The organism is Acinetobacter sp. 197 (genome assembly GCF_048148385.1).
GTDB classification, from domain to species: Bacteria; Pseudomonadota; Gammaproteobacteria; order Pseudomonadales; family Moraxellaceae; genus Acinetobacter; species Acinetobacter pecorum.
The window spans coordinates 1-24,961 of record NZ_JAYWZK010000007.1 but is presented as its reverse complement, the minus strand read 5'-3'; the positions used below and the strand labels follow the sequence as shown (position 1 = coordinate 24,961).

Below are 24,961 nucleotides of genomic sequence, written 5' to 3'. Positions count from 1 at the left end.
TTACAAACCCGCAAGTAAAAAATACGATTCCTGTCAAAGGGTCAAACTCTATTTTCGTAGAGCGATTAAAAACTCAAAAGAATAAATTGCAATTTCTAAACTAATCGAATTATTCTTCTTCAGAAGAAAAATTGAAGGCGGTTGCATGAATATTTTCTATAAAATTAATAAATTTAAAGATTTATGGCACAATAATGGTATATATTTTTACTGATATATCTCAGTTTTAAATAATCTGCTAAAAACGAAAATTTATAAAAAAATTAAAAATCGAGTGCTAGGGTAATGAAACAGTTTTTGCATCTTTGGGTGCCTATTTTTCTCAGTAATGCCATTATTATGCTAAGTGGTTTATTCGATGTGATTTTCCTGTCACATTTTTCATCTCAGCATGTTGCTGCTATGGCTGTGTGTCTTTCAATTTATTCATTGTGTTTTGTTTCAGGGATTGGAATTCTGCAAGGCATGATGCAAGAACTGGCTGAGGCCAAGGGGAGACAGGCTTTTTCTGATATACAGCGGATTGTGAAACAAGGTGTTTTGATCGTACTTATCGTGTCTGTTTTTGCGGCTTGGCTATTTACCCATGCCACACCCTTACTCAATCTTTTAAAAGCCGATGATGAACTGCAAGCCCTGATTACACCATGTTTGATGTTAATGGCATGGATAATTCCAGGACACCTTTTATTACGTATTTTATATATTCTGACGCAAACTTGTGGACAGGCTAAACGGGTATTTTATGCTAACATTTTATATTTGATTTTCAAGGTTTTATTAGGATATTGCTTGATTTTTGGTATTGAAGGTTACATTGCTGCTTACGGTGTGCAAGGTGCTTTCATTTCAAGCTTGATCATACAATGGTTAATGTTATTTATTTATTATTTTGTATTTCTAGAGAAAAAATTAAGAATTCAATGGTCAGGCACATTTTTACATTGGGCTACCCTAATTAAAATTCTCAGAATTGGTGTGCCTAATGGTATTGTTACGTTTGTGGATGTATTTGCAGTCAGTGCGATTGCACTGCTGATTTTACCCCTGGGTGACATTGTTATAAATTCCCATCAAATTATGCTGGGTCTGTTGGGCTTGATGTTTATGGTGCCGCTGTCAATGGGATCTGCCTTTAGTATTTTGGTATCGACGAAAATTGGTGCAGAACATATTGAATCAGCATGGCAGTTAAGCAAAAAAGCAGTGGTAGTTGTTCTGTCGATTGGATTGTGCCTTGCTAGTTTTGTCTGGATATTTCAGCGTTGGATTATTGCTTTATTTAGTGGTGACCAGCAGGTATTGGCGGTGGCATTCAGTTTGATGATGCTCGTGTGTTGGATGCATATCTTTGATGCCATTCTGGTGATTAGTGTCAATATGCTGCGCTGCTGGAAAGAAGTGGTGTTGCCCATGTTTATTTTTACCACTACAGTTCTGGTGCTTGGTTTGGGTGGCGGCTGGTATATTGCCTATCATCCTATTTCATTTATGAATATTGATTTCAATGCTTTGGGAATACATGGCTTTTGGTGGATGCTTGCTATTGCCTATACGGTTGCTGCCTGTTTATGTTTGCTATGCCTGAGCCTAAAGTATCGATATTATATTCGTCGCACATAAAAAAACCCGCGAATTTCGCGGGTTTTTCAAATCTGATGTTTCAGTCAGATTATTTGGCAGCTTTTTCAGCTTCGATTGAAGCAATTGCTTCATCTACACCTTCGATAGAATCAGCAGCTTTCTTGATACGAGCAAGCGCATCTACCAGTACTTCGTCAGCAGTAGCGTAAGAGATACGCATGAAACCGCCTAGACCGAATGCATCACCAGGAACCACTGCAACACCAGTTTCCTCCAGTAACCAAGCAGAGAATTCTGTGCAAGATTTAAGACCTTTGGCACGAATTAACGGTTTGATGTTTGCATATGCATAGAAAGCACCATCAGCAGGAAGACAAGAAATACCTTTAATGTCATTCAAGCCATTTACAACCAGGTCATGACGGCGTTTGAATGCTTCAATCATTGGCTCTAGAACGTCTTGAGGACCATTCAATGCAGCTTCAGCAGCAACTTGTGAAATAGAAGTTGGGTTAGAGGTTGATTGAGACTGGATTTTCTTCATCGCACCAATCAGTTTTGCAGGACCCGCTGCGTAGCCGATACGCCAGCCAGTCATTGCATATGCTTTAGATACACCATTCAATACGATTGTACGATCGTAAAGGTCAGGTGCAACTGTTGCGATGTTGTAGAACTCGTCCTCCCAACGGATTGGTTCGTACATGTCATCAGATGCGATAAATACTTCTGGGTATTTACGCAGTACGTCAGCCAATGCTTCAAGTTCTTCTTTGGTATAGATCATACCTGTAGGGTTAGAAGGGCTGTTTAATACCACTAGACGAGTTTTGTCAGTGATTGCAGCTTCTAATTGTTCAGGCGTGATTTTGAAGCGTTGCTCTTCACCACATTTCACAATTACAGGTACACCTTCAGCGATGATGACCATGTCCGGGTAGCTTACCCAAAATGGTGCAGGAATAATCACTTCATCGCCTTTATTTAACAAAGCCAAAGCTAAGTTAAAAAATGATTGCTTACCACCACAAGATACTAGGATCTGGTTTGCAGCATATTCAAGGTTATTGTCACGTTTGAATTTGGCAATAATGGCTTTTTTAAGACCTGGCGTACCGTCAACAGCGGTGTATTTGGTGAAACCGTTGTTAATCGCTGCAATTGCTGCATCTTTGATGTGTTGAGGGGTATCAAAATCTGGTTCACCTGCGCCCAAACCAATCACGTTATGACCTGCAGCTTTTAATTCAGCAGCTTTGTTAGTCACAGCAAGCGTAGGGGACGGTTTGATGGCATTCACACGATCAGAGAGACGTACGTCCACGGCAGTATTCCTTCTTATAGGGATAAAAAAATAAAAAGCACATTATCTTAGCCTAAAATGGTGCAGATAGGGCAAAAGAATTTAGAAAACTTTAAGGAAAAAATGGTGTATTGACCGAACTTTATCTTGAATTTCGATATGCTCGGAGTAGGAGAGAAGAGACTTGATACATCTCGGTCATGCATGTGGATGCATGAAATATAAAATAAAAATGGCCACTTTAAAGTGGCCATTGTGCTGCACTAAGATTGTAGTTATGCCGTAAAGCGTGACAAATCCTCTTCTGGACGTGCTGTTAAAATTTCCGCGCCAGTTTTGGTCACTAGAATTGTATGTTCGTATTGTGCCGATAATGAGTGATCTTTGGTGACTACCGTCCACTTGTCACCCAGTAATTTGGTTTTCCAGTCACCGCCATTGACCATCGGTTCAATGGTAAAGGTCATACCTTCTTCAAGGATCATACCGGACTCTGGCTGGCCATAATGCAGGACTTGCGGTTCATCATGGAAAGTCGTACCAATCCCATGTCCACAATATTCACGTACTACGCCAAAACGTTCGGATTCAACATACTGCTGAATGGCATGACCGATATCACCAATGGTTGAGCCCGGTTTTACAGTTTCAATACCACGGTACATGGCTTCTTGGGCTACATTACATAGACGGTTGGCAAGGATCGTGGTTTCACCACCGACGATGTACATCATATTGGTGTCACCATGATAGCCATCTTTAATCACGGTCACATCAATATTCAGGATGTCGCCTTTTTTCAATTTTTTGCTGTCTGATGGAATGCCGTGACATACCACGTGGTTCACAGAGGTGCAAATCGAATGTTGGAAGGCAGGTCGACCCGGTGCAGCACCATAGCCTAAACATGCTGGAATGGCCTGCTGCTGATTGACAATATAGTCATGACAAATCGTATCAAGTTCCAGTGTAGTAACACCCGGAACAATATGCGGTTTGATCATATCCAAAACTTCTGCCGCCAGTCGCCCCGCTACACGCATTTTTTCAATTTCGTCAGGGGTTTTGATAAGTCGACGTGGAGCTTGATAAGTGTTGTTCATGATCTCTAAAAACTTTTGGAAATTTGTGTGTGACTATGGTATAAATAGCCGCCCATTTTATCAAATGCTTTTTCGTGAATAAATTTCACGGGCTTTGTGCGATGAGGCAAAAAAATCCGCACATATATCGACACATTACTCTGGGTGCCCTTTGGGGTGGAGAATGCGGGTATATGGAGGCCTAACCCAAACTTTAAGGTAAAGAAAATGGCAGATTACAACGTAAGCATGCGCGACCTTCTTCAAGCTGGCGCGCACTTTGGTCACCAAACTCGTTTCTGGAATCCAAAGATGCGTGAATACATCTTTGGTGCGCGTAACAAAATTCACATCATTAACCTTGAGCACACTGTTCCTGCGTTAAATGATGCTTTGAACTTTGCTAACAACTTGGCTAGCAAAAAGAACAAAGTTTTGTTCGTTGGTACTAAGCGTGCAGCTTCTGCAATCATCCGTGAACAAGCTCAACGCGCTGGTCAACCATACGTAGATCACCGCTGGTTAGGTGGTATGTTGACGAACTGGAAAACACTTCGCCAATCTATCAACCGTTTAAAAGACCTTCAAACTCAATCTCAAGACGGTACTTTCGCTAAGCTCACTAAACGTGAAGCTCTAGAGCGTACTCGTGAGATGGAAAAACTTGAGCGTGGCTTAGGCGGCGTTAAAAACATGGGTGGTTTACCTGACGCATTGTTCGTAATCGACGTTGATCACGAAGCGATTGCAATCAAAGAAGCGAAGAACCTTGGTATTCCTGTAATCGGTATCGTTGATACAAACTCTAACCCAGACAACGTAGACTACGTTATTCCGGGTAACGATGATGCGATCCGTGCAGTAACTCTTTATGCTTCTGCTATGGCTGATGCGATTATTGCTGGTAAAGAATACGCTCAATCACAAGCAAATGCACAAGCTAAAGCAGAAGAAGCTCCAGCTTCTGAGGCTTAATGCGTTTGACGCTAGCTTGTCATTCTTGCGACATGTGATGGTGGCAAAGTAAGCGTTATGTATGCAGGCGGCCCATGAGAACTCCTCTGGGCCGTTTCTGTTCTAAAAAGAATTCATTTTCTACCGAATTTAGGAGATTAACATGACTGCAGTTACAGCAAGCATGGTTAAAGAATTGCGCGATCGTACTGGTCTAGCAATGATGGAATGTAAAAAAGCTTTGACAGAAGCGGGCGGCGACGTTGAACTGGCGATCGATAACCTACGTAAATCTGGTCAAGCAAAAGCTGCTAAAAAAGCAGGTAACATTGCTGCTGATGGCGCAATCACGATTGCTCAAGAAGGCAACAAAGCACTTCTTCTAGAAGTTAACTGCCAAACTGACTTCGTTGCGAAAGACGAAAACTTTGCTGGTTTCTCTGCGAAAGTTGCTGCTGCCGCTCTTGCTGCAAACGTAACTGAGCCTGCTCAAATTGCTGAATTGAAACTAGAAGATGGTACGACTGTTGAAGAAGCGCGTATCGCTCTTGTTCAAAAAATCGGTGAAAACATCCAAGTACGTCGTGCAAAAATTGTTGAAGGCGAAAACCTTGCAGTTTATAAACACGGTCTTAAGATCGGTGTTGTTGTTTCTTACACTGGTGATGAAGCAACTGGTAAAGGCTTGGCAATGCACGTTGCTGCGTTCAACCCGGTCGCTGTAAATGCTGAAGGCGTTTCTGCTGAGCTTATCGCGAAAGAGAAAGAAATCGCTGAAGCGAAAGCACTTGAATCTGGCAAGCCAGCAAACATCGTTGAGAAGATGGTTGTAGGTTCTGTTGAGAAATACCTGAATGAAGTTGTTCTTGAGCGTCAACAGTACGTGATCGACAACGACAAGAAAGTTGCTGACGTTCTTAAAGCAACTGGTACGACTGTAACTGATTTCGTTCGTTTCGAAGTTGGTGAAGGTATTGAGAAAAAAGCAGAAATGAGCTTCGCTGACGAAGTTGCTGCTGCTCAAGCTGCTGCTGCACAATAATTTGTCTCTTGACTAATTGTTGAGTAGAAAAAAGCCCCGTTTGGGGCTTTTTTTATGCCTAAAATTTGCGGGTTTAGGTCAGCAAATGATTTCTAAAAATTTAATAAAGGTTAAGATAAAAAAATATGCGTAAATCATCATGTCACCCAAAACACATGTTGCTTTAGTTTCGATTATTACCCTTTGTGATGCGTTATATGTCTATCTTGAAGAGCATGAATAGAGTGGAAAATTCAATGGGATTGACTGCGATGCAATATGAGACCAAGTGAAAGCGTTCAGATCATAGCTTAAACCACTAGAAAAGAGCCTATCAATAAGGCTCTTCTCATAGGATAAATCGAATGTAGCATCAGATGCTCATGATTGCGCTGTTATGACGAGATTTCCATTTTGGTAGGATTTTACCTAGGTAGGCATCCATACACCAAATTGGGCCAATGAGAAGGAATTGGAGGTCTTTAAGGAAAGAAGGCTTTTTCCCTTCAACTTTGTGCCCATAAAATTGTCCAATCCAGGCCAAGACAAACAGGGCGATAAAGAAACCGGTACCCACTGGCAGAATCCAGATGAGCCAGGCCATGACCAACGTCAACGTAGCCATGGCCACAGCCAAAACAAGATCCAGACGTGCATAGAAGATAAAAGCCAAAATCAGTAACAGGGCAGTCAGTAAGGCGCTAAAATGCGCCAGAATGCCAATAATCGAAAAATAGATCGTCGGTACGCAGACCCAGTGAATCAGTTTATTGGTTTTATTTTGGTGGCTGTCACTATATTCATCAAACCATTCAGATATTGTTTTCATTCTTCGCTCCCTTCCATGAACATGTTTTGCGTATCAGGCAATATAAATCAGAATTTGCATGCGGTCAAAAGTTAATCATGTAGGCAAATGAATTTTATCCGGTCTTAGGAACATGCCAAAATTTCTCTGAAATCGTTTAAAAATAGCGTTAAACCATACTGTTTGTATTCTCATACACTATCAAGTGCAATAAAAAAAGCCACATTGCTGTGACTTCTGTTAAATGTGTTGCAGGTCAAACCTTAAGAATTTGGACCAGCGACACGCTCAATACTGACTTTTGCAGTACCGGCACTGGTAATACCTAACTGTTTTGCAGCACCGTAAGATAAATCAACGACACGGTTACCATGGAAAGGACCGCGGTCATTAACTTTCACCACGACGCTTTTGCCGTTATTACGGTTGGTTACACGAATATAGCAGTTCAATGGCAGGCTACGATGAGCAGCAGTCATTGCGTTCATGTCAAAGGTTTCACCGCTTGCAGTTTTACGGCCGTGGAATTGACGACCATACCAAGACGCTGTACCAGTCTGACTGAATTTACGTACAGTATTTGAAGCCACTGTATTCAGTTTTTCAATCACTGAAGGCTCTTCTGCAGGAATTTCAATTTTCGCTGCGATAGTTTCACGGCGAACTTTATCGCCAGAACGCTCAGTGATTGAAAGGCTGTTCAAATTGGTGAAATTTGAATTGAAGCTTTGAGCTTCTTTATTGAGTACTCGCGTTGCAAGGCGCGAATTATCATTTTCATTGGTGAATGAAGATGATGGAACCATATCTGCCTGCGATTGCGTCAGCGTGACAATCGTGGCAATGGCCATAAAAGACTTCAAAATTGAAGAATGCATCGAATCAACTCCTAACAGCATACCTATTTGGTTGTTCATAAATGGCTGAAAAACCATGTAAACATGCCTGATATTTAACTTATGCAACTACATTTAACGAAATGGATAATATTCATGCTGACAACACCCTGTCTAGTGTTTAATTAAAATAGTTAAAAAAAGAACGCAAAATAAACAATGGTTGATTAAAGAATAATCAATATTGTAACATAATATTAAAATTGCTTAAAATATGCTCAAATTGGTCCATAAAAATGTTGACTTTCATAATTTGTATTAATTATTAGTGTTAACGGTTGGTAATTTCCGTACCTAATAACCACAATGCAGTAGCATACATACGGCTGCGATTATAGGTGGTAATCACTTGAAAATTTGGATAAGTGATGTAGTAAATCGGGCCATAATTCTCTTGTAATTGAATCACATTGACCAAATCCAGATCATCAATTTTTACAATCGGATTCATCGGGCTAATGCCTTGAGTTTTGAGTACACCATAAGGGATAGGCTGGGTGAGATCCTTGGCAATTACTACATCTGGATTCGAACCGGTATAACGTGCCGGAAAGGCAATCGGCTGATTACGTTGCCAGCCATGCTGTGCCAGATAGTTGGCAATCGAACCTATTGCATCCACTGCTGAATTACGCAGGTCAATATGCCCATTACCATCGTAGTCCACACCAAACTTTGGAATATTGCTAGGCATAAACTGTGGATAACCGACAGCACCGGCATATGAGCCCACTATAGAAGAAGGTGCCACCCCATCTTTATAAGACCAAGCAATCAGGGCAGCCAGTTCATCCTGAAAATACTGGGCACGGCGCTCATAACCAAAACCTAAGGTGGCCAGAGCATCACGAGTGATAAAAGAACCCTTGTTGCTACCAAAACCGGTTTCCACGCCTAAAATGCCTAGAATGATCGATTGCGGCACACCAAACTGCTGTTCAGCACGGTTAAGCGTATCCGCATATTGCTGTTTAAAGCGTACGCCACGCTGAATGGTAGATTCAGACAGAAAATTGGTCTTATACGAATACCACGGCTTACTTTCACCTGGGCGATTCATGATGGTGATGATATTGGGCAGGTTACGCGTCCCACTCATGGCTGAATCGACTTGCTGGGCACTCAGTCCATAGCTTTGCATGGCATTTTGCTTAAAGCTTGCATAAGAAGGATGATACTGGAAATCGTTGGCCAGGCTAAAACTGCTAAGACCAAATGCAGTGAATATGATTGAAAGCTGTTTCAACTTTTTATAAAAATCCGATTTCAACATCTTGCTACGATTTCCAGTTTTTTTAGATGGGTTGCTGGCGATGTCATTTGAATCATGCCATGAAAAAGATTGATAAATTTTTTCAATCTTAGGGCTTAAAGTGCCAGATTAAAGATAACATTCGGATGATTAAGAGACCTAGCCGCTTATACAAAAATAGCGAAAGTTTGGCTATTTTTGCGGCAGTATGGCTTGCGCGGCAGCTTATCTGTAACAATCTATTTCACTGATCATAAAAAAGCCTGACAAAAGTCAGGCTGGTTTCTCAAGATTTACAGAAAATCAGAGATTAGACTATCCAAAACTATTCTGTATAGAACAAAGTGTCGTGATATTCGGCCATGGCGCGCAGCTCATCTTTATTCAAATTCAGAATGATTTTATCTGCTGCCATATTAATGGCTTTGATCACTGCAGATGCGCCAATATCTGCAGCCTTACGTTTGATCATGCCAAGATCCAGGGTTTTATTAAAGTCGACCATAAAATGTCGTACTGTCGCTTCACCAAATTGCTTGTAAAGATTGCTAAATGCCTGTTTGTCGATACTCTGACCGGCTTTGAGTTCCGCATAATGATGTTTCAAATTCGTCACCAGATTGGCATCGAGCGACTCACCGACACGTAAATGTCCATCAGGATCTTTAAACAGGCTGCGCTCAGAGAAGGTAATGGATTCTCTAACCACCTCATTCGGCGCTTTACTCAAAAGCTGCTTCAGTAACACTGCAACAGTCGACTTGATATAACCTGCCAGTTTTTCCGCAGTATCGCGTTTATCGCTGACAGGAAAGCGACGCACCAGCTCGGTGAGAATCGCATCAATAATTTCATCATTGATCATTAATGCAGTTTTATCACGCAAGGGGTAAAGCGGTTCACTGGAATTTTTGTTTTGTTGTGCAGTCTGAATTGTATTTAAAAGCTCTGCAGAAGGAATAAACCCAAAAAATGGCATTGTTAAACCTCAATGTTTTTATTGTCGCGCTAAACGAATAGGGCGAGGCATCCATGTTAAATCTGATACACGGCAAGGGTTGATATCCAATCCACCCCGGCGTGTATAGGTCGCGTAAACCATCAGCTTTTCAGGTTTTAGCTGTTGCCAGATATCGGCAAACATTTGTTCCACACATTGTTCGTGGAAACCATTATGCTGACGGTAGGAAATAATATAAGCTAAAATGCTCTTATAACAAGGTTTTTTACCCTGATAACGTATAAAAACTGTTCCCCAGTCCGGCTGGCCAGTAACTGGGCAGTTACTTCTAAGTAAATGTGAATACAGCTGGATTTCGCCTTCTGCTGCATCATCCGAATCCAAAGCCAATAAACTGGCATCTGGATAATTTTCCAGGCGCTCAGGTGTAAGCTCATCAATACAGATGCCTTCAGGTTTACTAATCTCTAACTCATCGACCTGAAACAGTTGCAGTTTGACTTCAGCCTCGGCCGCAACAGATAAATCTTTTTCTACGATCGCGATAAAGGCATCTTTAGATGCAAATTTGGCAAAATTCAGGCTATTAAAATACAGCTTCAAGGATTTGGATTCGATCAGATTCGGCGAGGACGCTGGCAAGCTGATCCGTCCAATAGCGACTTGCGGCACACCCGCTGGATTTAACCAGGAAATTTCAAATACATGCCACCAGTCAGTACCTTGCTGAATCGCTTCAATATGTGCGTATTGTTCACGGGCAGGCGCGCGCGAAATTGGAAACAGAACATCAGGCTGATATTCAGTAGGATAATTGGTATCTTTACCAAGGAGAGATTGTTCTACACTCATTATTCACGCATTCCTGAACCACGGGAGAGTAAATGATAGGCCACTGCATACAGCACGGCACAACATAAGGTAATCACTGTCAGTGAAACGCTGACATTGACATCGCTATGTCCTAAAATGCCATAGCGGAAGGCATTGACCATATATACGACAGGATTAATCAAGGATAAATTTTGCCAGAACGGACTTAAGCTCGATATGGCATAAAACACACCACCCAAATAGGTCAGTGGTGTTAATACAAAAGTGGGGATGATCGAGATATCATCGAAAGATTTGGCATAAACGGCATTGATAAACCCACCCAAAGAAAACAGCAGGGACGTAATCAAGACGGTATATATAGTCACAAACCAATTGGTGATATATAAGTCAGCAAAAAATAAGCTCACTGCACTGACAATGATTGCAACCAGTATCCCACGGATTACACCGCCCAGCACATGACCCCATAAAATGGCATGCATCGGTACGGGACTCATGATCAGTTCTTCAATGCTTTTCTGGAATTTTGAGCTGAAGAAGCTGGAAGAGACGTTGGCATAGCTGTTGGTGATCACGGCCATCATAATCAGACCGGGCACAATGAACTCCATATAACTATAGCCGCCCATTTCTCCAATGCGTGAGCCGACCAGATTGCCGAAGATCACGAAGTACAAGCTCATGGTGATTGCAGGTGGCAACAGGGTCTGCGGCCAGATGCGCATAAAGCGACGCACTTCTTTATAGACGATGGTATATAAAGCGACGCTGAGTTGATTAATGTTCATTGCGCAGCTCCATCCAGATTTTTCTCGACCATTTTCACAAAAAGCTCTTCCAGACGATTGGATTTATTGCGCATACTGCGCACCTGAATATTCTGTGATTCCAGTAACTGGAACAGATCATTCATGGTGTGTGCCTTGTCCATGGTGATTTCTAAAGTCATCGGATCGATCAGGTTAAAACGCACGCCGATAATATCCAGATGCAGCGGTTCAATCGGTTCGGCCAGATCGAAAATAAACGATTCTTCATTGAGCTGACTCAGGAAGTTTTTCATGGTGGTGTCTTCTTTAATCACACCGCGGTCAATAATCGCAATGCGGCGACACAACATTTCTGCTTCTTCCAGATAATGCGTGGTCAGAATGATGGAAGTACCTTGTTCATTCATCTCGTTCAAAAATTCCCACATCGAACGACGCAACTCAATATCAACACCTGCAGTCGGTTCATCGAGAATCAGCAGTTTCGGTTCGTGCATCATGGCGCGCGCAATCATCAGGCGGCGTTTCATCCCGCCCGATAACAGGCGGGCCTGAGTGGAACGCTTTTCCCATAAACCCAGTTTGGTCAGATAAAGCTCTGCACGTTGCTGTGCAATTTTTTTTGGAATGCCATAATAGCCTGCCTGAGTCACTAAAATATCGAAGGTCTTTTCAAACTGGGCAAAGTTGAATTCCTGAGGGACCACACCTAGGCATTGTTTGGCCTGTGAAGGGTGGGTATCCAGGTTGTAACCAAAAATCTCGACGGTACCGGATGTTTTTTTTGTTAATGAGCTGATAATACCAATGGTGGTCGATTTTCCTGCGCCATTGGGACCCAAGAGTGCATAAAACTCACCTTCTGGTACATTTAAGTTAATTCCTTTCAATGCCTGAAAGCCATTGCGATAGGTCTTCGACAAATCCCTTAAGATCAGTGCATCAGTCATGAATATCTCAAATGGTGAAAAGTTGAGATATTGTGAGTGATCTAGCAAAATAAGCCAAGTGATTCACATGCAATTCTGTGTTGCTATTTTGGAACATTGTATAAAGCTTAAGCATAAAAATGATGAAGTTAGAGATAGTTGCTTTACCTTATGCTTTTTTTTGTTATGATGTGCGCGATCCAAAAAAGATGCGCTCATAGCTCAACTGGATAGAGTACAGGTCTCCGAAGCCTGTGGCGTGGGTTCGAGTCCCGCTGAGCGCACCATTTAATTTGTTATATATAACTGAAAAAAATAAATTAATAACGAACACAGTTTCGTCCATCATCTTTCGCCCGATAGAGATTGTTATCGGCAATTTTCAAAACGTCTAGTATATTTTTAGAGCTGTCTGGCCAAGAGGCTATGCCAATCGAAATGCTAATGTTGCCAATGTTGTTAATCTCTTTGGACGCAATTTCTTTTCTGAACCGTTCCGCACTTTCATAAACTTCATCCAGATTGCTGTTTGGGATAATGACGATAAATTCTTCACCACCATAACGGCAGCAAATATCCTCTTTACGAAAATTTTGCTGCATTGTATGAGCAATATGTTTTAAAACCATGTCACCTTGATCGTGACCATAATTATCATTCACTTTTTTAAAGTGATCCACATCCATCAGCAAGACTGAAAAAGGAATGTTCATTTTTATATTTTGAGTCATAACATAATTCAAGCCGCGCCGGTTCATCAGCCCGGTTAAAGGATCTGTATTAATATGATGATCCATTTTGCTCATTTGTTGTGAAAACTTGCGGATACTTAATAATAGTGCCAATTTAAATTTTGTGACCTCATAATACCAAGGCTGTATTGCTTTAATTTTTGAACTGATTTCTGCCTGATTCAGTAGACTCGCCATATCTGCCAGCTGGTTTAACGGGGCCGAGATAGAATCAGAGAGCTTCCATACAATATAAAAAACCAGCAGGTAAAATAAAAAGAAGCCTGCGGCCAATTTATAAAGAATAGAATTGGCTTGTTTAAGTAATTCATGAGTAGGCTGTTGGGAAACCACAATCCAGTTTGAAGTCGGAATATGAGAAAAACCTGCGAGATTATCAACTCCCTGGCTATTCACTAAACGAATTTGACCATGCTTATGCGCATGCATATATTCCAGGCCAGAATTATTGCTGGCCGATTGACCGATTCTTTCAGGATCGGGATGGAAAATTATTTCATTTTCATTATTAATCACATACATATAACTATTTTTATAATTTTTATAGGTCGTTAAAAGCTGATTGATCACATTTTTTTCTTTTAAATAAATTGCAGAACCAATGAAACCCTGATAATGATTTGACTTATCAAAAATAGGTTGAGAAATAAATACGATCAGATTTTTCCGGACAGAAAAATACGGAGAAGATATATAAGTCGACTTTTTATGAAGAGAATCACTAATCCCTGGAGTATGTTGTATTTTGCTTCTATCAATATTCAGAATATTCGGTGAAAAATTGATTAACCGGCCTTGGGGATCGCTGATGACTACACTGTTATAGTGCTCAGACTGATATTTTAATTTATTGACCTCAGCTTCTCTAAGCTCATTGTTGTTAAAGTCTTGACCTAATATTTTTGCGCTATAGTTTAGCTCAAGAAGCATGTTTCTAAAGTGGTTGTCTGTACTCAATGCAATTTTATGGGCATGATCAGCATTTAAGATGAGAGAGTTATCGATTAACTGATTTTTTACGATTTGATAGCTAATAATGAGCGAAATAATAAAAAGGCTGGACACACTAAAGATAGCCAATAAAAGTATTAACTGCCTTAAATTGAGATCAAGGTGTTTCCTAAAATTATTAGCTGACATAAAAATTTAGACATATCTCGATGTATTTATGAGCATTGTATTGTATTTATCTTCAATATTTAAAGCTGATATAAAATTAAATTTCTATTAAGGCAGTGTTGTTATCTTGAGCAGAATTAAAATTTCCAGACTGTTTGTATATAAACCTGTTGGAATCTTAAAACCCGATAATGTTCTGAATATCTACTCATGCTCCACATAAAAAATAATGTCGGGCAGTTTAGACAAATTCTTGAATAAACATACGCTCTGAGTAGATGTGAGAAGAGTCTGGACGACAAAGTTATGAGGTATTTATCTTTATAAATAGATGAGATGATTACATGGCAATCTATTTTAGAAATCGATGCGAGCCTGCCGAGATAGAATATATTTTTACATCATCTTCTTTCTGAAGGCGGGGGTTAGATTGAGAATGCGATTATAGCTTTTTTTAAATATATTATTGAAAATAAATAAATTTTTAGCTAAGTGCCTAACATGCCTTCGTATATAAAATGATATTTTAAAAATGAAAAAAAATTGAAGAATAGATGGATTCAAGTAGAAGGTTTTTTAATAAAATAGCCAATAATATTTTAGTCTTCTACGAAAAAATCACAATTAAAATCTTGTATAAGTCTTTTTTAGAAGTGTAAAAGGGTATTGTCTGCTGAAAAAATATTGCTATATTGAACTCATGGTAGGTCGTAAAACCAATAAGACGCTACCGCATAGTTGGACGGATCAATGATAGTTAGTTGAGTTTGATGTTTATCATCAGACAATAAATCTAACACTAGCCATCCAACACAGAGCTCGCAGAAATGCGAGCTTTTTAATTTCTGTTTAAAATAATATTGCACTAATTTTAATATTTTACTTCTTGTAATTCATCCTCATAAAAAAAGTTTACATTGCCAAATTCGCTAACATCTTTAACCTTAATCGTTGGACTAAGTGTGGTATAAAAAACTGCAAATTGGAGAATTTAGGAGGAAAAGAAATGTCTAAGATAATCGATATTAAGGTGAAAGATCAATTTAGCAAAGTGATTGAAGTGAAAGCCATGCTGCGTTCCTTTGCAGAACACAACAATGATCAGATGGTTGATTTGGTTAAAAAAATTGAACATATTGTGGTGGATGGAGAAACAATTCTGCCGAGTATTGAGCTGTTATTTGAAAGCCAGCAGTCTTCCAATATTTATCGTGTTGTAGAATAATTCAATCAGTGGGCAGCAGATAGGTAGTAAAAATTGAACTTATTCATCCGACATCACCGATCCAGCATATAAAAAACTCACCTAATTGGTGAGTTTTTTATATGTCGGCAATTACTCACCTTGCACATAATTTATCTAGCTGTAAATAAAGCAATCTCTCATGATAATAAAGAGCTGATTTAAATAACTAACCGTTTAAATCTGCTTAAGTAATATGTTCACATCATATTTTTCAAATTCTTGCAAAATTTGCGTTAAAGTCCGCTGAGCTGTTGGATGTTCAGGAGTTAAGGAAATTTCCTGACGGGTGGTGCTGTCAAAACATTCGATGGCTTGAATCAGCCAATGATGTTCGAGAGGACTTTTTTCAATCAACACACGGCGCGGTTGCAAGTTGTCGCACATCTGACGTGGAAGCACATAGGTAATTGCCAGTTGCACAAGTTGCAGTTCTTCCGCCGGGCTTAAAAAAGTAATCACCCAGTTGCCGACTTTGCTGAGTTGCATAGGATTATCAAACGCATCGAATTCTAAATAGCAGGACATATATATGATCCAATCGAATGTCTATGCTCACTATATGGCGGGATTATCATTATTTTTCTATCACGCTTAAGTCTGATATTCCGGGCTTTAAATTTGATCTGAATATAAATCTTTCAAATAACCAATCAGTTATATTATAAAATCAAAGAGAACTTATTGTTAAACTTGCTCATTTAAGAGTTTTAAAGACTCAGAAGGTTTTATTCATGAACTTCATTTTGCTGTAATTGATCTAGAGCGAAATTGATCTGCTTCAGAATATGATTCAGTTCTTGAGGGGCAATGCGGCTTTCCTGAAGTGAGGTGGTCCATTGCATTTGACAAAGTTTCAAACTGCGTGCATCCCGAGCTAGTGAAATATGCTGTACTTGCTGTTTGGCCATCAAGCCGCAGTATTTTTGTAAGCTTTCCATCATCAGGTATTTGAGGTCTTCAAAATATAAAGCCTGCGGTTCTGGCAGATGGGAATGATTGTCTTGATTCATCCCGCTAGATGAATTTAGAAGGCGATGGCTCTCGGAATGCACCAAGTCAATTTTTGTATCTACTTTTATCTCAGCTGTTTTCTGACAATGTATTAAATTGCAGGTTTCAGCTGGCCCAATTAATTCCATGGCATAAAGTTGATCTAAAATTTCGGCAGGAGCAAGTTGCTGTTTTAAAGCGTCATTTAATAGGTTGAAATCCTGGCTGCCGATCAGAACCAATAAGCGGCGTTGACGTGCGGTGAGTGGAAGAGAGCGATCCTGGAGTACCTCGATCCCACGTTGAGTCTTATAAAAATGCATCATAGCTGAATAGATAGTTGCTTAAATTCAGCTTGAGCATAGTCTGTCAGAATTACACTAATATGAAGTATTTATTAAGATACAGAAGCGTATTTCGATAAGATTTATAATGTGGTAATCGCCGTATTTTCAAGAGCCTTACGTAAATAAGGATCAAGTTCGTCCTGACGCAATAACCATTGCACGTAGTCAGCCGGAAGTTCTGCAATGGCAGTACCGCGATGTTTACCAAAATTTATGGTACGTGGAATTCGGGCATCTTCAGAAGCCTCGAATAATTCCTGCATACTATTGATTTTTAAATGATGGACAATGTGCATCAGAATATTGGCAGTTAAAATGATGTCCATGTCAGCACGATGCGCTTTACGGATCATTTCACGCGCTCGCTCACTGCCTTTGGTGATCATGTAAATCAGGGCGGAAATATTATGTGCTTCTGCATCGGGCCAGACCCGGCGTGCTAAAGCCAGTGTACAGATCGCCTTGATTTTCGAGGTATCGACACCGCACTTTTGGATGGCACGGAGGTCATAATCAATATTATGACCGATCATGTAGACTGTCTCATTCGGCAGGCTAAAAGTGCTGTAATGCGGCTGGCCTTCCAGATCCGATTCCAGAATATGATGCACGGCCATGGCAGCAAAAGAAATGGGTTCGTCACAGGTATAGAGCTGATCAAAAAGACGGCTTTTATCCAGGCTGATTTTATGATCTACAATTTCGACAGGCGCATAGGCAATTTCAATGGGTTGACCATTTAAAGTATGCGTTTCGGTATCAAGGATAATGGCCTGCATGTCGGAAATACACCTGAAAAGAGAAGAGAGTAAAATCTAACATTATTGTTTTGCTACTGACAATTGAATTGCTTTATTTCTGTATTGATTGCAGGCTTTTTAACTTGTGGTAACTATTTGTAGGCTTCGGAGAAGCAAAAAATCTGCCTTCTTGTCAGTTGGTGAATTTAACAGTAATTTTAAACAACAATAAATTTAATATAAAAATAACTCATTCTTTGCTTGATATTGTTTAGATAAATTGGGAAATTAAGCCTAGTTTTATCGTTTTTTAAAGATAAGACCAGAAAAACTCATTAGATATAATAAATAAGATAAGGATAAGATCGATGAAACGTCATGTATTGACCTGTACTCTTCTCACATTAAGTTTAGCCTTAACCGCTTGTAACGATGATAGTGATAATGATCTTTATTATGAATCCAAACCCGCTATTCCGGTAAATAATATTACCAATCCGGTTGTAGCGACGCCTGTGGCTTATACCAAAACGGACCTGACTGCTGTTGCCGATGAAAGCGTGGTTATGACTTATAAGATGTTAGGGGTTAATGGTAAAGAAACACAGGCCACTGCTTTAGTTTTTACACCCGAGGGAACGCCTCCAGCAAAAGGATGGCCGATCGTCGCATGGGCACATGGCACGACTGGTGTAGCTGATCAATGTGCGCCAAGTCGAAATGAACTTAATCCTTTTATCAAAAATATGATTAGTGGATTCCTTCAAGCTGGCTATATCGTGGTTGCACCTGATTATGAAGGATTGGGAGAGCCGAGTGGCAAAGAACCCCATCCTTTCTTGAATCTTAAGAGTGAGGCATATTCGCTGACCGATGCAGTGGTGGCTGCAAAAGATTATTTAGGGTCAGAAGCTTCTAACCAATGGATGGCGGTTGGACATTCTCAAGGTGGTCAGGCTGCTTTAGGTGCTGCCCAGTATGCTGCACGCGCTTCTCAAATGACCTATAAAGGTACGGTCGCTTTAGCACCCGCTTCTAATTTCAGCCTGATTTTGTCAGGAGGTGAACAGCAGGCAGGCCAGGAAACAGATCTGAATAAAAAAATTGAAACTTTAGCGTCTTTAGATACTTTTACTGCATTGATTGTTGCGGGGTTGCGAAACCCGAATCCAAATCTGCAATATAGCCAGATTTTCAAAATGCCAACCGATAACATTGCGAAGAATGCTGAAACAGATTGCTATGACGTATTGGGCAAAAAATTCGGTAATGCAATGGGAATTTATCTTAACGATAAAAAGACCTTAGAAGGATACCCGCGTACTCAAGCTAATTTTATGAGTATTCCAGTGGTGAAAAGCTTCCTGGAAAAGGATTCTCAGCCTTTACTGGTGAAAGTCTCTACACCGACCATTATTTATCAGGGTTCAGTAGATAGTACCGTTCCGAAAGCAGCAACAGATGTTTTAGTTCAATTAGCGAATCAGAAAAAAACCTCAGTACGTTATATTACGGATGAATCAAATACGACTAAATGGGATCATGGTAGCGTCTATGCACTGAATATTGCTAATATTATTTCAGATGTAAAATCTCTAATGCCAATTCAATAACTTATTTTTATCTAAATGGCTCATGTTTTTGAGACATGAGCCATTTTTATTGCAAAGTGGAGAAAGTTCATGATCGAAAATTCAAAACTTCATGCTACAATACGCGCCAATCTTAGCACGGCTTAAAAGCCCTAAATCAATAGGACCTCGCTAATGTTTGCCAATATCTCTATCGCTGAATTTGATCCAGAATTAGCTCAAGCAATCTCGAATGAGGATGCTCGTCAAGAAGCTCATATTGAGCTAATCGCTTCTGAAAACTATTGCTCACCAGCAGTCATGGAAGCTCAAGGTTCAAAACTTACTAACAAATATGCGGAAGGCTACCCAGGCAAACGCTACTATGGCGGCTGCGAATATGTAGACGTTATCGAACAATTGGCGATTGACCGTGCTAAAGAACTCTTTGGTGCTGATTATGCTAACGTTCAGCCACATGCTGGTTCACAAGCAAACTCAGCAGTTTACTTAGCGCTTCTGAACCCAGGCGATACAGTTCTGGGTATGAGCCTTGCTCACGGTGGTCACTTGACTCACGGTGCAAAAGTAAGCTTCTCTGGTAAAACATATAATGCAATTCAGTACGGTTTAAACCCTGAAACTGGCGAGATCGATTACGAAGAAGTTGAGCGTTTAGCGCTTGAGCACAAGCCACGCATGATCGTTGCCGGTTTCTCTGCATACAGCCAAATCGTTGACTGGCAGCGTTTCCGTGACATCGCGGACAAAGTAGGTGCTTACCTGTTTGTTGACATGGCACACGTTGCAGGTCTGGTTGCTGCAGGTGTTTATCCTAGTCCGGTGCAAATCGCTGACGTAACTACGACGACAACTCATAAAACACTTCGTGGCCCACGTTCAGGTCTGATCCTTGCGAAAGCAAACGAAGAGATCGAGAAGAAACTTCAATCGGCTGTATTCCCGGGTAACCAGGGTGGTCCTTTGGTTCATGCGATTGCGGCGAAAGCAATTTGCTTTAAAGAAGCTATGGCGCCTGAATACAAAGCTTACCAGCAACAAGTTGTAGTAAATGCTAAAGCAATGGCTGAAGTATTGATGGCTCGTGGTTATGAAGTTGTTTCTGGCGGTACTGAAAACCACTTGTTCCTGTTATCTTTAATTAAACAAGACATCACAGGTAAAGAAGCTGATGCCTGGTTAGGTGCTGCTCACATTACTGTGAACAAAAACTCTGTACCAAACGATCCACGTTCTCCGTTTGTGACTTCAGGTATCCGTATTGGTACACCTGCTGTGACTACTCGTGGTTTCGGTGAAGCTGAAGTACGTGAACTTGCTGGCTGGATCGCTGACATTCTGGATGCCAAAGGCGACGAAGCTGTCATCAGTGCAGTTAAAGAAAAAGTTGCAGCGGTATGTGCTAAATTCCCAGTTTATGCATAATTGCTTATAAACGGAAAGGAGCTCCCAACCGGGAGCTTTTTTTATAGCTGTATAAAGTAAGGCTGCAGAATATGTTTGTACTTGATCGAGCTCAATTTCAGTTGAGATCACTATGTACAAAATGATGTTTTAAGTTCTATAAATGTCTGCCTGAAGACTATGATGTAAGACTAAATTATCAATAAAATCATATTGAGTTTTTCTAAATCTGGCTTAAAGTTTTCATCAACTCTCTTTATTTTTAAATGTTTTAAAAGAGTGGACCATTCGCTCCATGTAGTGCTTCACACCATTTACAGGGTCATTTTTCAGAATCTGATGTTTTAAAAATATTGGATATCCTGCTGGATGGCACGCTAGATAAAGCACTTGAGTAAATCCCATGTTACTGTAAGGAAATACTGAAAAAGTGCTATGAATGACATCATTCTTTTTTATTTAAATATTCTATGGATTGGTGGCATTTGAATTTAGGCAAATCCTATATTTAAAGATGCTGCCGGCAGTTAATTGATTAATTTTTCACTTATGAATTAAACAAGGTAATAAGAATGACTAAACCCAACATTATTTTATCTGAGCAGGATTTGCAGCGTCTAGAAACGATGCTGGAGAACCAGAGCAAGCTGAGTGAAACCATGATTCGCTTAGAGGATGAACTGGCACGTGCCGAAGTAGTTGAGCCAAAAGAGATCGCAAGCAATATCGTGACCATGCATTCACGTGTCCTTTTGACGATTGCGCCTTCAACCGAAGCGGTTGAGGTGACCTTGGTTTACCCACATGAATTTAACGGTGAAAAAGGGCAGGTCAATGTGGTCGCACCCATAGGTGCAGCCATTCTGGGGCTTGCTGAAGGTCAGACCATTGAATGGCCACAGCCAGATGGTCATACGATGAAAGTGACTATCGAGAAAGTGCTCTATCAGCCGGAGAGCGAAGGGGATTATCTCTAAGTCCGTTGAACATCTTTTAAAAGCCATAGCAATATGGCTTTTTTGTATGTTGATTCTAGCTTTTATAAGCTTTTAGAAAATTTAAAAAGTTTTAAGGGGTAAATATAAATATTCGTCTATATATCATGTAGCCTACATCATAATTAAAATAAAGCTAAAACATGGATTTAGTTAAAGTGATGTAACGAATTTCTGGATAAATATACACAACGCAGCCTGTTTTTTTGCTACATTCAAAGATGTTCAAGATTTCTTTAGTTCACTTTTTAAAGGATATCGTCTCCCCTATGTCGCGCTTTGAAGCCCTGCCTGCCTTAACTGACATGACGTTTGATCGTGAGGAAATTCTAGCGATCAAGCGGAATGAGCTTGTACCTGTACTGGCTAATCAATATGGGCTGAACCATTATGCTGATGCCTTGATTCAGGCTCAGTCGGTTCTGCTGAATGGGGTCGATCCGCACTTGACCCAGCAACTGAGTCAGACCATTGAGCAATTGATTCAGGCACTGGCAGAATCTAAAAAGTATCTGAAAAAACGTAAATTCAATGCTCTTCAGAAATGGCTAGGCATTGATCTGGATTATGGCTCTAGTCAGGTTGAGTATTACCAGCGACTGGATCGTCTGCTGGATCAGGCTGATCACTTAAGCCGCAAATTGCAGATTGAAATCCAGAAATCGCAATCCCGATTCCAGCAGATTTTAGGTTTGCGCGAACAGATGGCCAAGCATATTGTCGCGGCAGAAGAGTTTCTGTCCGAATATCCGCAATTTGTGAAGAATCAGCATCCTCTGGATAATTTTTCAGAACGTCTCTCCAAGAAAATCAATACCCTGCGAACCTTGCAGAGTGGTAATGACATTGCCATAACTCAAATGCAACTTTCCCAGCAGCTTTCCTTTAGCTTGCTGGATCGCTTTAAGGAGGCTCAACAGGTATTGATTCCGGCTTGGCAATATCATGTCAAACAAAGCCAGACGAAACACTCGACAAGTGATCTGGAAAAACTTGATAATAGTCGTGAGCGTCTGATTAAAACGTTAAAAAAATCCCTCGAGAAACCCTCGAAATCATAACAATATAAGGTGAACTATGACCAAGTCTGATTTAGTAAATTTACCTGTTGAAAGCTCGAGTGAACTGGTCGAACAAAAATTCCAGCAAATGGATCTGAAAGAACTGGGCCTGCAGCCTGCTGACTTTCAGGAAGTGCTGGCTGCACGTAAAGAATTACAGAACATGAGCCATAATAGCGTGGCGGAATATGGTAAAAATATTGCGACCAAAACCTCGACCTACACCGATGAATTACTGAATCTGGTTCAAAATAGGGATCTGGATGCCACAGGACAAAAGCTGAATCAGGTCGTGCAGGTGGCGCAGCAGCTGAACACCAGCAGTATTCTTAATAAAAAGAAAAGTTCAGGTTTTTTTGGCAATATCATCAGCAAATTTAAAGGTGCAAAAGATAACTTTGATGCACATTTTAATACCACCAAAGAGCAGCTAGATGTGCTGGTGAAAGAAATCGAAACTTCACAATCCGGACTGAAAGCCCGAGTCGATACCCTGGACAAAATGTTCGATGGAGTGCAGGAAGAGTACAAACAGCTCGGCATTCATATTGCCGCAGGCCGTTTACGTGAACAGGAGCTACAACAGGAAATTGCCGCTTTAACCGCCTTGCCACAAGACCAGACCACCACACAGAAAATTTATGATCTGAATCATCTGGCCAATAATCTGGAAAAGCGTATCAGTGACTTACAGGTCTTGCAGCAGTCTGCCATGCAGACCTTGCCGATGATCCGGATTATCCAGTCAAATAACCTGATGCTGGTCGACAAGTTCTATGCAATCAAGAATATTACTTTGCCGGCATGGAAAAACCAGATCAGTCTGGCAATTTCCTTGAGCGAACAAAAGAACAGTGTCCAGCTGGCCAATACCATTGATGATGCTACCAATGAGCTGCTGCGCCGTAATGCAGACCTGTTACATCAGAACTCGGTCGATACGGCTAAAGCTAACCAGCGCTCGGTGATTGATATCGAAACGCTTGAACATGTGCAAAATACCCTCATTAAAACTGTAAATGATGTGATTCAGATCCAGAAAGAAGGTGTACAAAAACGTACAGAAGCGACCGTGCGTTTAAAAGCTTTACAGGATAATCTGAATCATTTGGTAATTGAATCAAGTACCAGTGGATCCAAGCCCAACTAAATCAGGTAGGGCTAAAATCTGTAAGAAGGAGTAGAGATTGCCGCCCTTAGATGAATATGCCGTCAAACCTCAGGACATCAAGCAGGGTGTAATCGCACTCAAAAGACGTCAACGCAATTTGATGTTATTGGGTTTGACCACATCTACCGTATTTATAGCCTCATTGATCAGCCTGTTTTTCCAGCAGGAGCTGGTCTATGGCTTTTTTGGTCTGAGCACTGAAGTTCAGCAATTGCACTTACCAGTCAGTGTCGACGCTGCGCTGGCTAGCATTGGTGACAGTCCAGATTATTTTTTTAGTTTGTTAAGCTGGATTGGCTGGCTAATTATTAAAATTTTTTCTTCTTTCATTGGCGCATTTATTGTAATTAGCCTAATGAAAAAGCTACGTTTCTTTTATGTGCGTTTTCAGTCTTTCGTGCTGAAATTTGTCGCATGGCTGATTGCATTTATTCTGATCTGGTCAGGATTAACTTACTGGCAGCATGATCTGCGCAATGATCAGGATGATGCTTATCAGCAAGTGGTGTATTACGATAGTAATATCAATGACAGTGAAATTGCCCGTTATCTGGCCGATTCAGAGATTGCTGCCCCCGTGAAGTCTTATTTACTGGCACAAACGGCACTGTTACATAAGCCCGTCGATTTATCTGCAGCACGGCCTTATGTGGCCCAAGTGGTTGAGGCCGAGAAAAAAGATGCCAAGTTTGAGCAATATGGGTTCAAACCTGAACAGATCTGGACCATGCAGCAACAGGTCTATGGCAAAAGTTTGACTCCTGTGGCGCAAAGTGTAGAGCGTCAAGCACAGCAAGCTGACGAGGTTACTAAGATCGTGAATATCGTGATCATTGGTATTGCTATCTTGTCTGCATTGCTCAGTCTTATTCTATTTTTACTGGCTCATTCGATTAAAGGACGTTCATTGCGGATCGAACAACGAATTTTCTAAACTAAAAAAATGCTTCTGAAAGGGAGCATTTTTTTAATCTTTAAATTTATCTCTCTATAATTTGATTCGGTCATAATGTATAAAATTATTAATAGAATAATAATTAAATTTTTAATCATAAAATCCGATCAATAAAATAAAAACAACCTGTTTTACCTATTCAATCGATTATCCTATCATGGCTGTATCAAATAAACATTTACTCCTCTGGAG

Annotated in this window: 23 protein-coding genes and 1 tRNA gene; 11 read left to right on the top strand and 13 right to left on the bottom strand. The window is 40.5% G+C overall.

The features are described 5' to 3' along the window. Positions 1-285 precede the first annotated feature (285 nt). Positions 286-1,623 carry an MATE family efflux transporter gene (locus VXQ11_RS08350; RefSeq protein WP_416705813.1) on the top strand — a complete coding sequence of 446 codons (1,338 nt, stop codon included), beginning with the start codon at positions 286-288 and terminating at the stop codon, positions 1,621-1,623. A 49-nt stretch (positions 1,624-1,672) separates the two neighbouring features. Here the strand turns inward: VXQ11_RS08350 and VXQ11_RS08345 are convergent, their stop codons facing one another. Next, the gene (locus VXQ11_RS08345) at positions 1,673-2,908 is read right to left on the bottom strand and encodes a pyridoxal phosphate-dependent aminotransferase (RefSeq protein ID WP_416680848.1); all 1,236 of its coding nucleotides are present in this window, start codon (positions 2,906-2,908) and stop codon (positions 1,673-1,675) included. 254 nt (positions 2,909-3,162) lie between these two features. After that, the gene (map, locus tag VXQ11_RS08340; protein ID WP_416680849.1) at positions 3,163-3,990 is read right to left on the bottom strand and encodes a type I methionyl aminopeptidase; all 828 of its coding nucleotides are present in this window, start codon (positions 3,988-3,990) and stop codon (positions 3,163-3,165) included. 207 nt (positions 3,991-4,197) lie between these two features. Between map and rpsB the strand changes: the two genes are divergently transcribed. Further along, positions 4,198-4,944 carry a 30S ribosomal protein S2 gene (gene rpsB / locus VXQ11_RS08335; protein WP_064096196.1) on the top strand — a complete coding sequence of 249 codons (747 nt, stop codon included), beginning with the start codon at positions 4,198-4,200 and terminating at the stop codon, positions 4,942-4,944. A 142-nt stretch (positions 4,945-5,086) separates the two neighbouring features. After that, the gene (tsf, locus tag VXQ11_RS08330) at positions 5,087-5,965 is read left to right on the top strand and encodes a translation elongation factor Ts (protein WP_416680851.1); all 879 of its coding nucleotides are present in this window, start codon (positions 5,087-5,089) and stop codon (positions 5,963-5,965) included. Between the two features lie 352 nt (positions 5,966-6,317). On the opposite strand, the gene VXQ11_RS08325 is transcribed toward tsf, so the two are convergent. From VXQ11_RS08325 to VXQ11_RS08295, 7 genes are all read right to left on the bottom strand, one after another. Beyond that, positions 6,318-6,773: an Mpo1-like protein gene (locus tag VXQ11_RS08325; RefSeq protein WP_144724574.1), complete on the bottom strand. Its 456-nt coding sequence runs from the start codon at positions 6,771-6,773 to the stop codon at positions 6,318-6,320. 242 nt (positions 6,774-7,015) lie between these two features. Further along, positions 7,016-7,630, bottom strand: a complete 615-nt coding sequence (locus VXQ11_RS08320; protein ID WP_064096470.1) for a septal ring lytic transglycosylase RlpA family protein — start codon at positions 7,628-7,630, stop codon at positions 7,016-7,018. A 289-nt stretch (positions 7,631-7,919) separates the two neighbouring features. Further along, on the bottom strand, positions 7,920-8,921 hold the full coding sequence (mltB, locus tag VXQ11_RS08315; RefSeq protein WP_416705812.1) for a lytic murein transglycosylase B: 1,002 nt from the start codon (positions 8,919-8,921) through the stop codon (positions 7,920-7,922). Between the two features lie 304 nt (positions 8,922-9,225). After that, complete coding sequence (locus tag VXQ11_RS08310; protein ID WP_416705811.1) at positions 9,226-9,879, bottom strand: hypothetical protein; 654 nt, start codon at positions 9,877-9,879, stop codon at positions 9,226-9,228. Between the two features lie 18 nt (positions 9,880-9,897). After that, entirely contained in the window at positions 9,898-10,713 is an 816-nt protein-coding gene (gene queF / locus VXQ11_RS08305; RefSeq protein WP_191730818.1) for an NADPH-dependent 7-cyano-7-deazaguanine reductase QueF, read from the bottom strand. Beyond that, entirely contained in the window at positions 10,713-11,486 is a 774-nt protein-coding gene (locus tag VXQ11_RS08300) for an ABC transporter permease (RefSeq protein WP_064096190.1), read from the bottom strand. Before VXQ11_RS08300 ends, queF begins: the two co-directional genes overlap by 1 nt. Continuing rightward, a complete protein-coding gene (locus VXQ11_RS08295) occupies positions 11,483-12,418 on the bottom strand; it encodes an ABC transporter ATP-binding protein (RefSeq protein ID WP_416705810.1) in 936 nt (311 codons plus the stop codon). The genes VXQ11_RS08300 and VXQ11_RS08295 overlap by 4 nt, the downstream gene beginning before the upstream one ends. A 190-nt stretch (positions 12,419-12,608) precedes the next feature. Here VXQ11_RS08295 and VXQ11_RS08290 point away from each other — a divergent pair. Continuing rightward, a tRNA-Arg gene (locus tag VXQ11_RS08290) sits at positions 12,609-12,684 on the top strand. A 33-nt stretch (positions 12,685-12,717) separates the two neighbouring features. Here the strand turns inward: VXQ11_RS08290 and VXQ11_RS08285 are convergent. Then, a complete protein-coding gene (locus tag VXQ11_RS08285; RefSeq protein WP_416705809.1) occupies positions 12,718-14,289 on the bottom strand; it encodes a diguanylate cyclase in 1,572 nt (523 codons plus the stop codon). 985 nt (positions 14,290-15,274) lie between these two features. Here VXQ11_RS08285 and VXQ11_RS08280 point away from each other — a divergent pair. Continuing rightward, entirely contained in the window at positions 15,275-15,493 is a 219-nt protein-coding gene (locus VXQ11_RS08280) for a hypothetical protein (protein ID WP_064096187.1), read from the top strand. 195 nt (positions 15,494-15,688) lie between these two features. Here the strand turns inward: VXQ11_RS08280 and VXQ11_RS08275 are convergent, their stop codons facing one another. The 3 genes from VXQ11_RS08275 to VXQ11_RS08265 form a co-directional block, all read right to left on the bottom strand. Then, positions 15,689-16,039, bottom strand: a complete 351-nt coding sequence (locus tag VXQ11_RS08275; RefSeq protein WP_416680856.1) for a hypothetical protein — start codon at positions 16,037-16,039, stop codon at positions 15,689-15,691. A gap of 200 nt (positions 16,040-16,239) precedes the next feature. Beyond that, positions 16,240-16,830, bottom strand: a complete 591-nt coding sequence (locus VXQ11_RS08270; protein ID WP_416705808.1) for a hypothetical protein — start codon at positions 16,828-16,830, stop codon at positions 16,240-16,242. 101 nt (positions 16,831-16,931) lie between these two features. After that, the gene (locus VXQ11_RS08265) at positions 16,932-17,630 is read right to left on the bottom strand and encodes a 3'-5' exonuclease (protein WP_416705807.1); all 699 of its coding nucleotides are present in this window, start codon (positions 17,628-17,630) and stop codon (positions 16,932-16,934) included. A gap of 329 nt (positions 17,631-17,959) precedes the next feature. Here VXQ11_RS08265 and VXQ11_RS08260 point away from each other — a divergent pair, with 329 nt between their 5' ends. The 6 genes from VXQ11_RS08260 (at position 17,960) to VXQ11_RS08235 (ending at position 24,748) form a co-directional block, all read left to right on the top strand. Beyond that, positions 17,960-19,204, top strand: a complete 1,245-nt coding sequence (locus tag VXQ11_RS08260; protein ID WP_416705806.1) for an alpha/beta hydrolase — start codon at positions 17,960-17,962, stop codon at positions 19,202-19,204. Positions 19,205-19,357: 153 nt separating this feature from the next. Further along, positions 19,358-20,608, top strand: a complete 1,251-nt coding sequence (gene glyA / locus VXQ11_RS08255; protein ID WP_064096183.1) for a serine hydroxymethyltransferase — start codon at positions 19,358-19,360, stop codon at positions 20,606-20,608. A 551-nt stretch (positions 20,609-21,159) separates the two neighbouring features. After that, entirely contained in the window at positions 21,160-21,564 is a 405-nt protein-coding gene (gene rnk / locus VXQ11_RS08250) for a nucleoside diphosphate kinase regulator (protein ID WP_064096182.1), read from the top strand. Positions 21,565-21,851: 287 nt separating this feature from the next. Beyond that, entirely contained in the window at positions 21,852-22,643 is a 792-nt protein-coding gene (locus VXQ11_RS08245) for a tellurium resistance protein (RefSeq protein ID WP_144725492.1), read from the top strand. A gap of 16 nt (positions 22,644-22,659) precedes the next feature. After that, positions 22,660-23,793 (top strand): toxic anion resistance protein, encoded by a 1,134-nt coding sequence (locus VXQ11_RS08240; protein WP_064102758.1) that lies wholly within the window; start codon positions 22,660-22,662, stop codon positions 23,791-23,793. A 37-nt stretch (positions 23,794-23,830) separates the two neighbouring features. After that, positions 23,831-24,748 (top strand): hypothetical protein, encoded by a 918-nt coding sequence (locus tag VXQ11_RS08235; RefSeq protein ID WP_064102757.1) that lies wholly within the window; start codon positions 23,831-23,833, stop codon positions 24,746-24,748. Positions 24,749-24,961 lie beyond the last annotated feature (213 nt).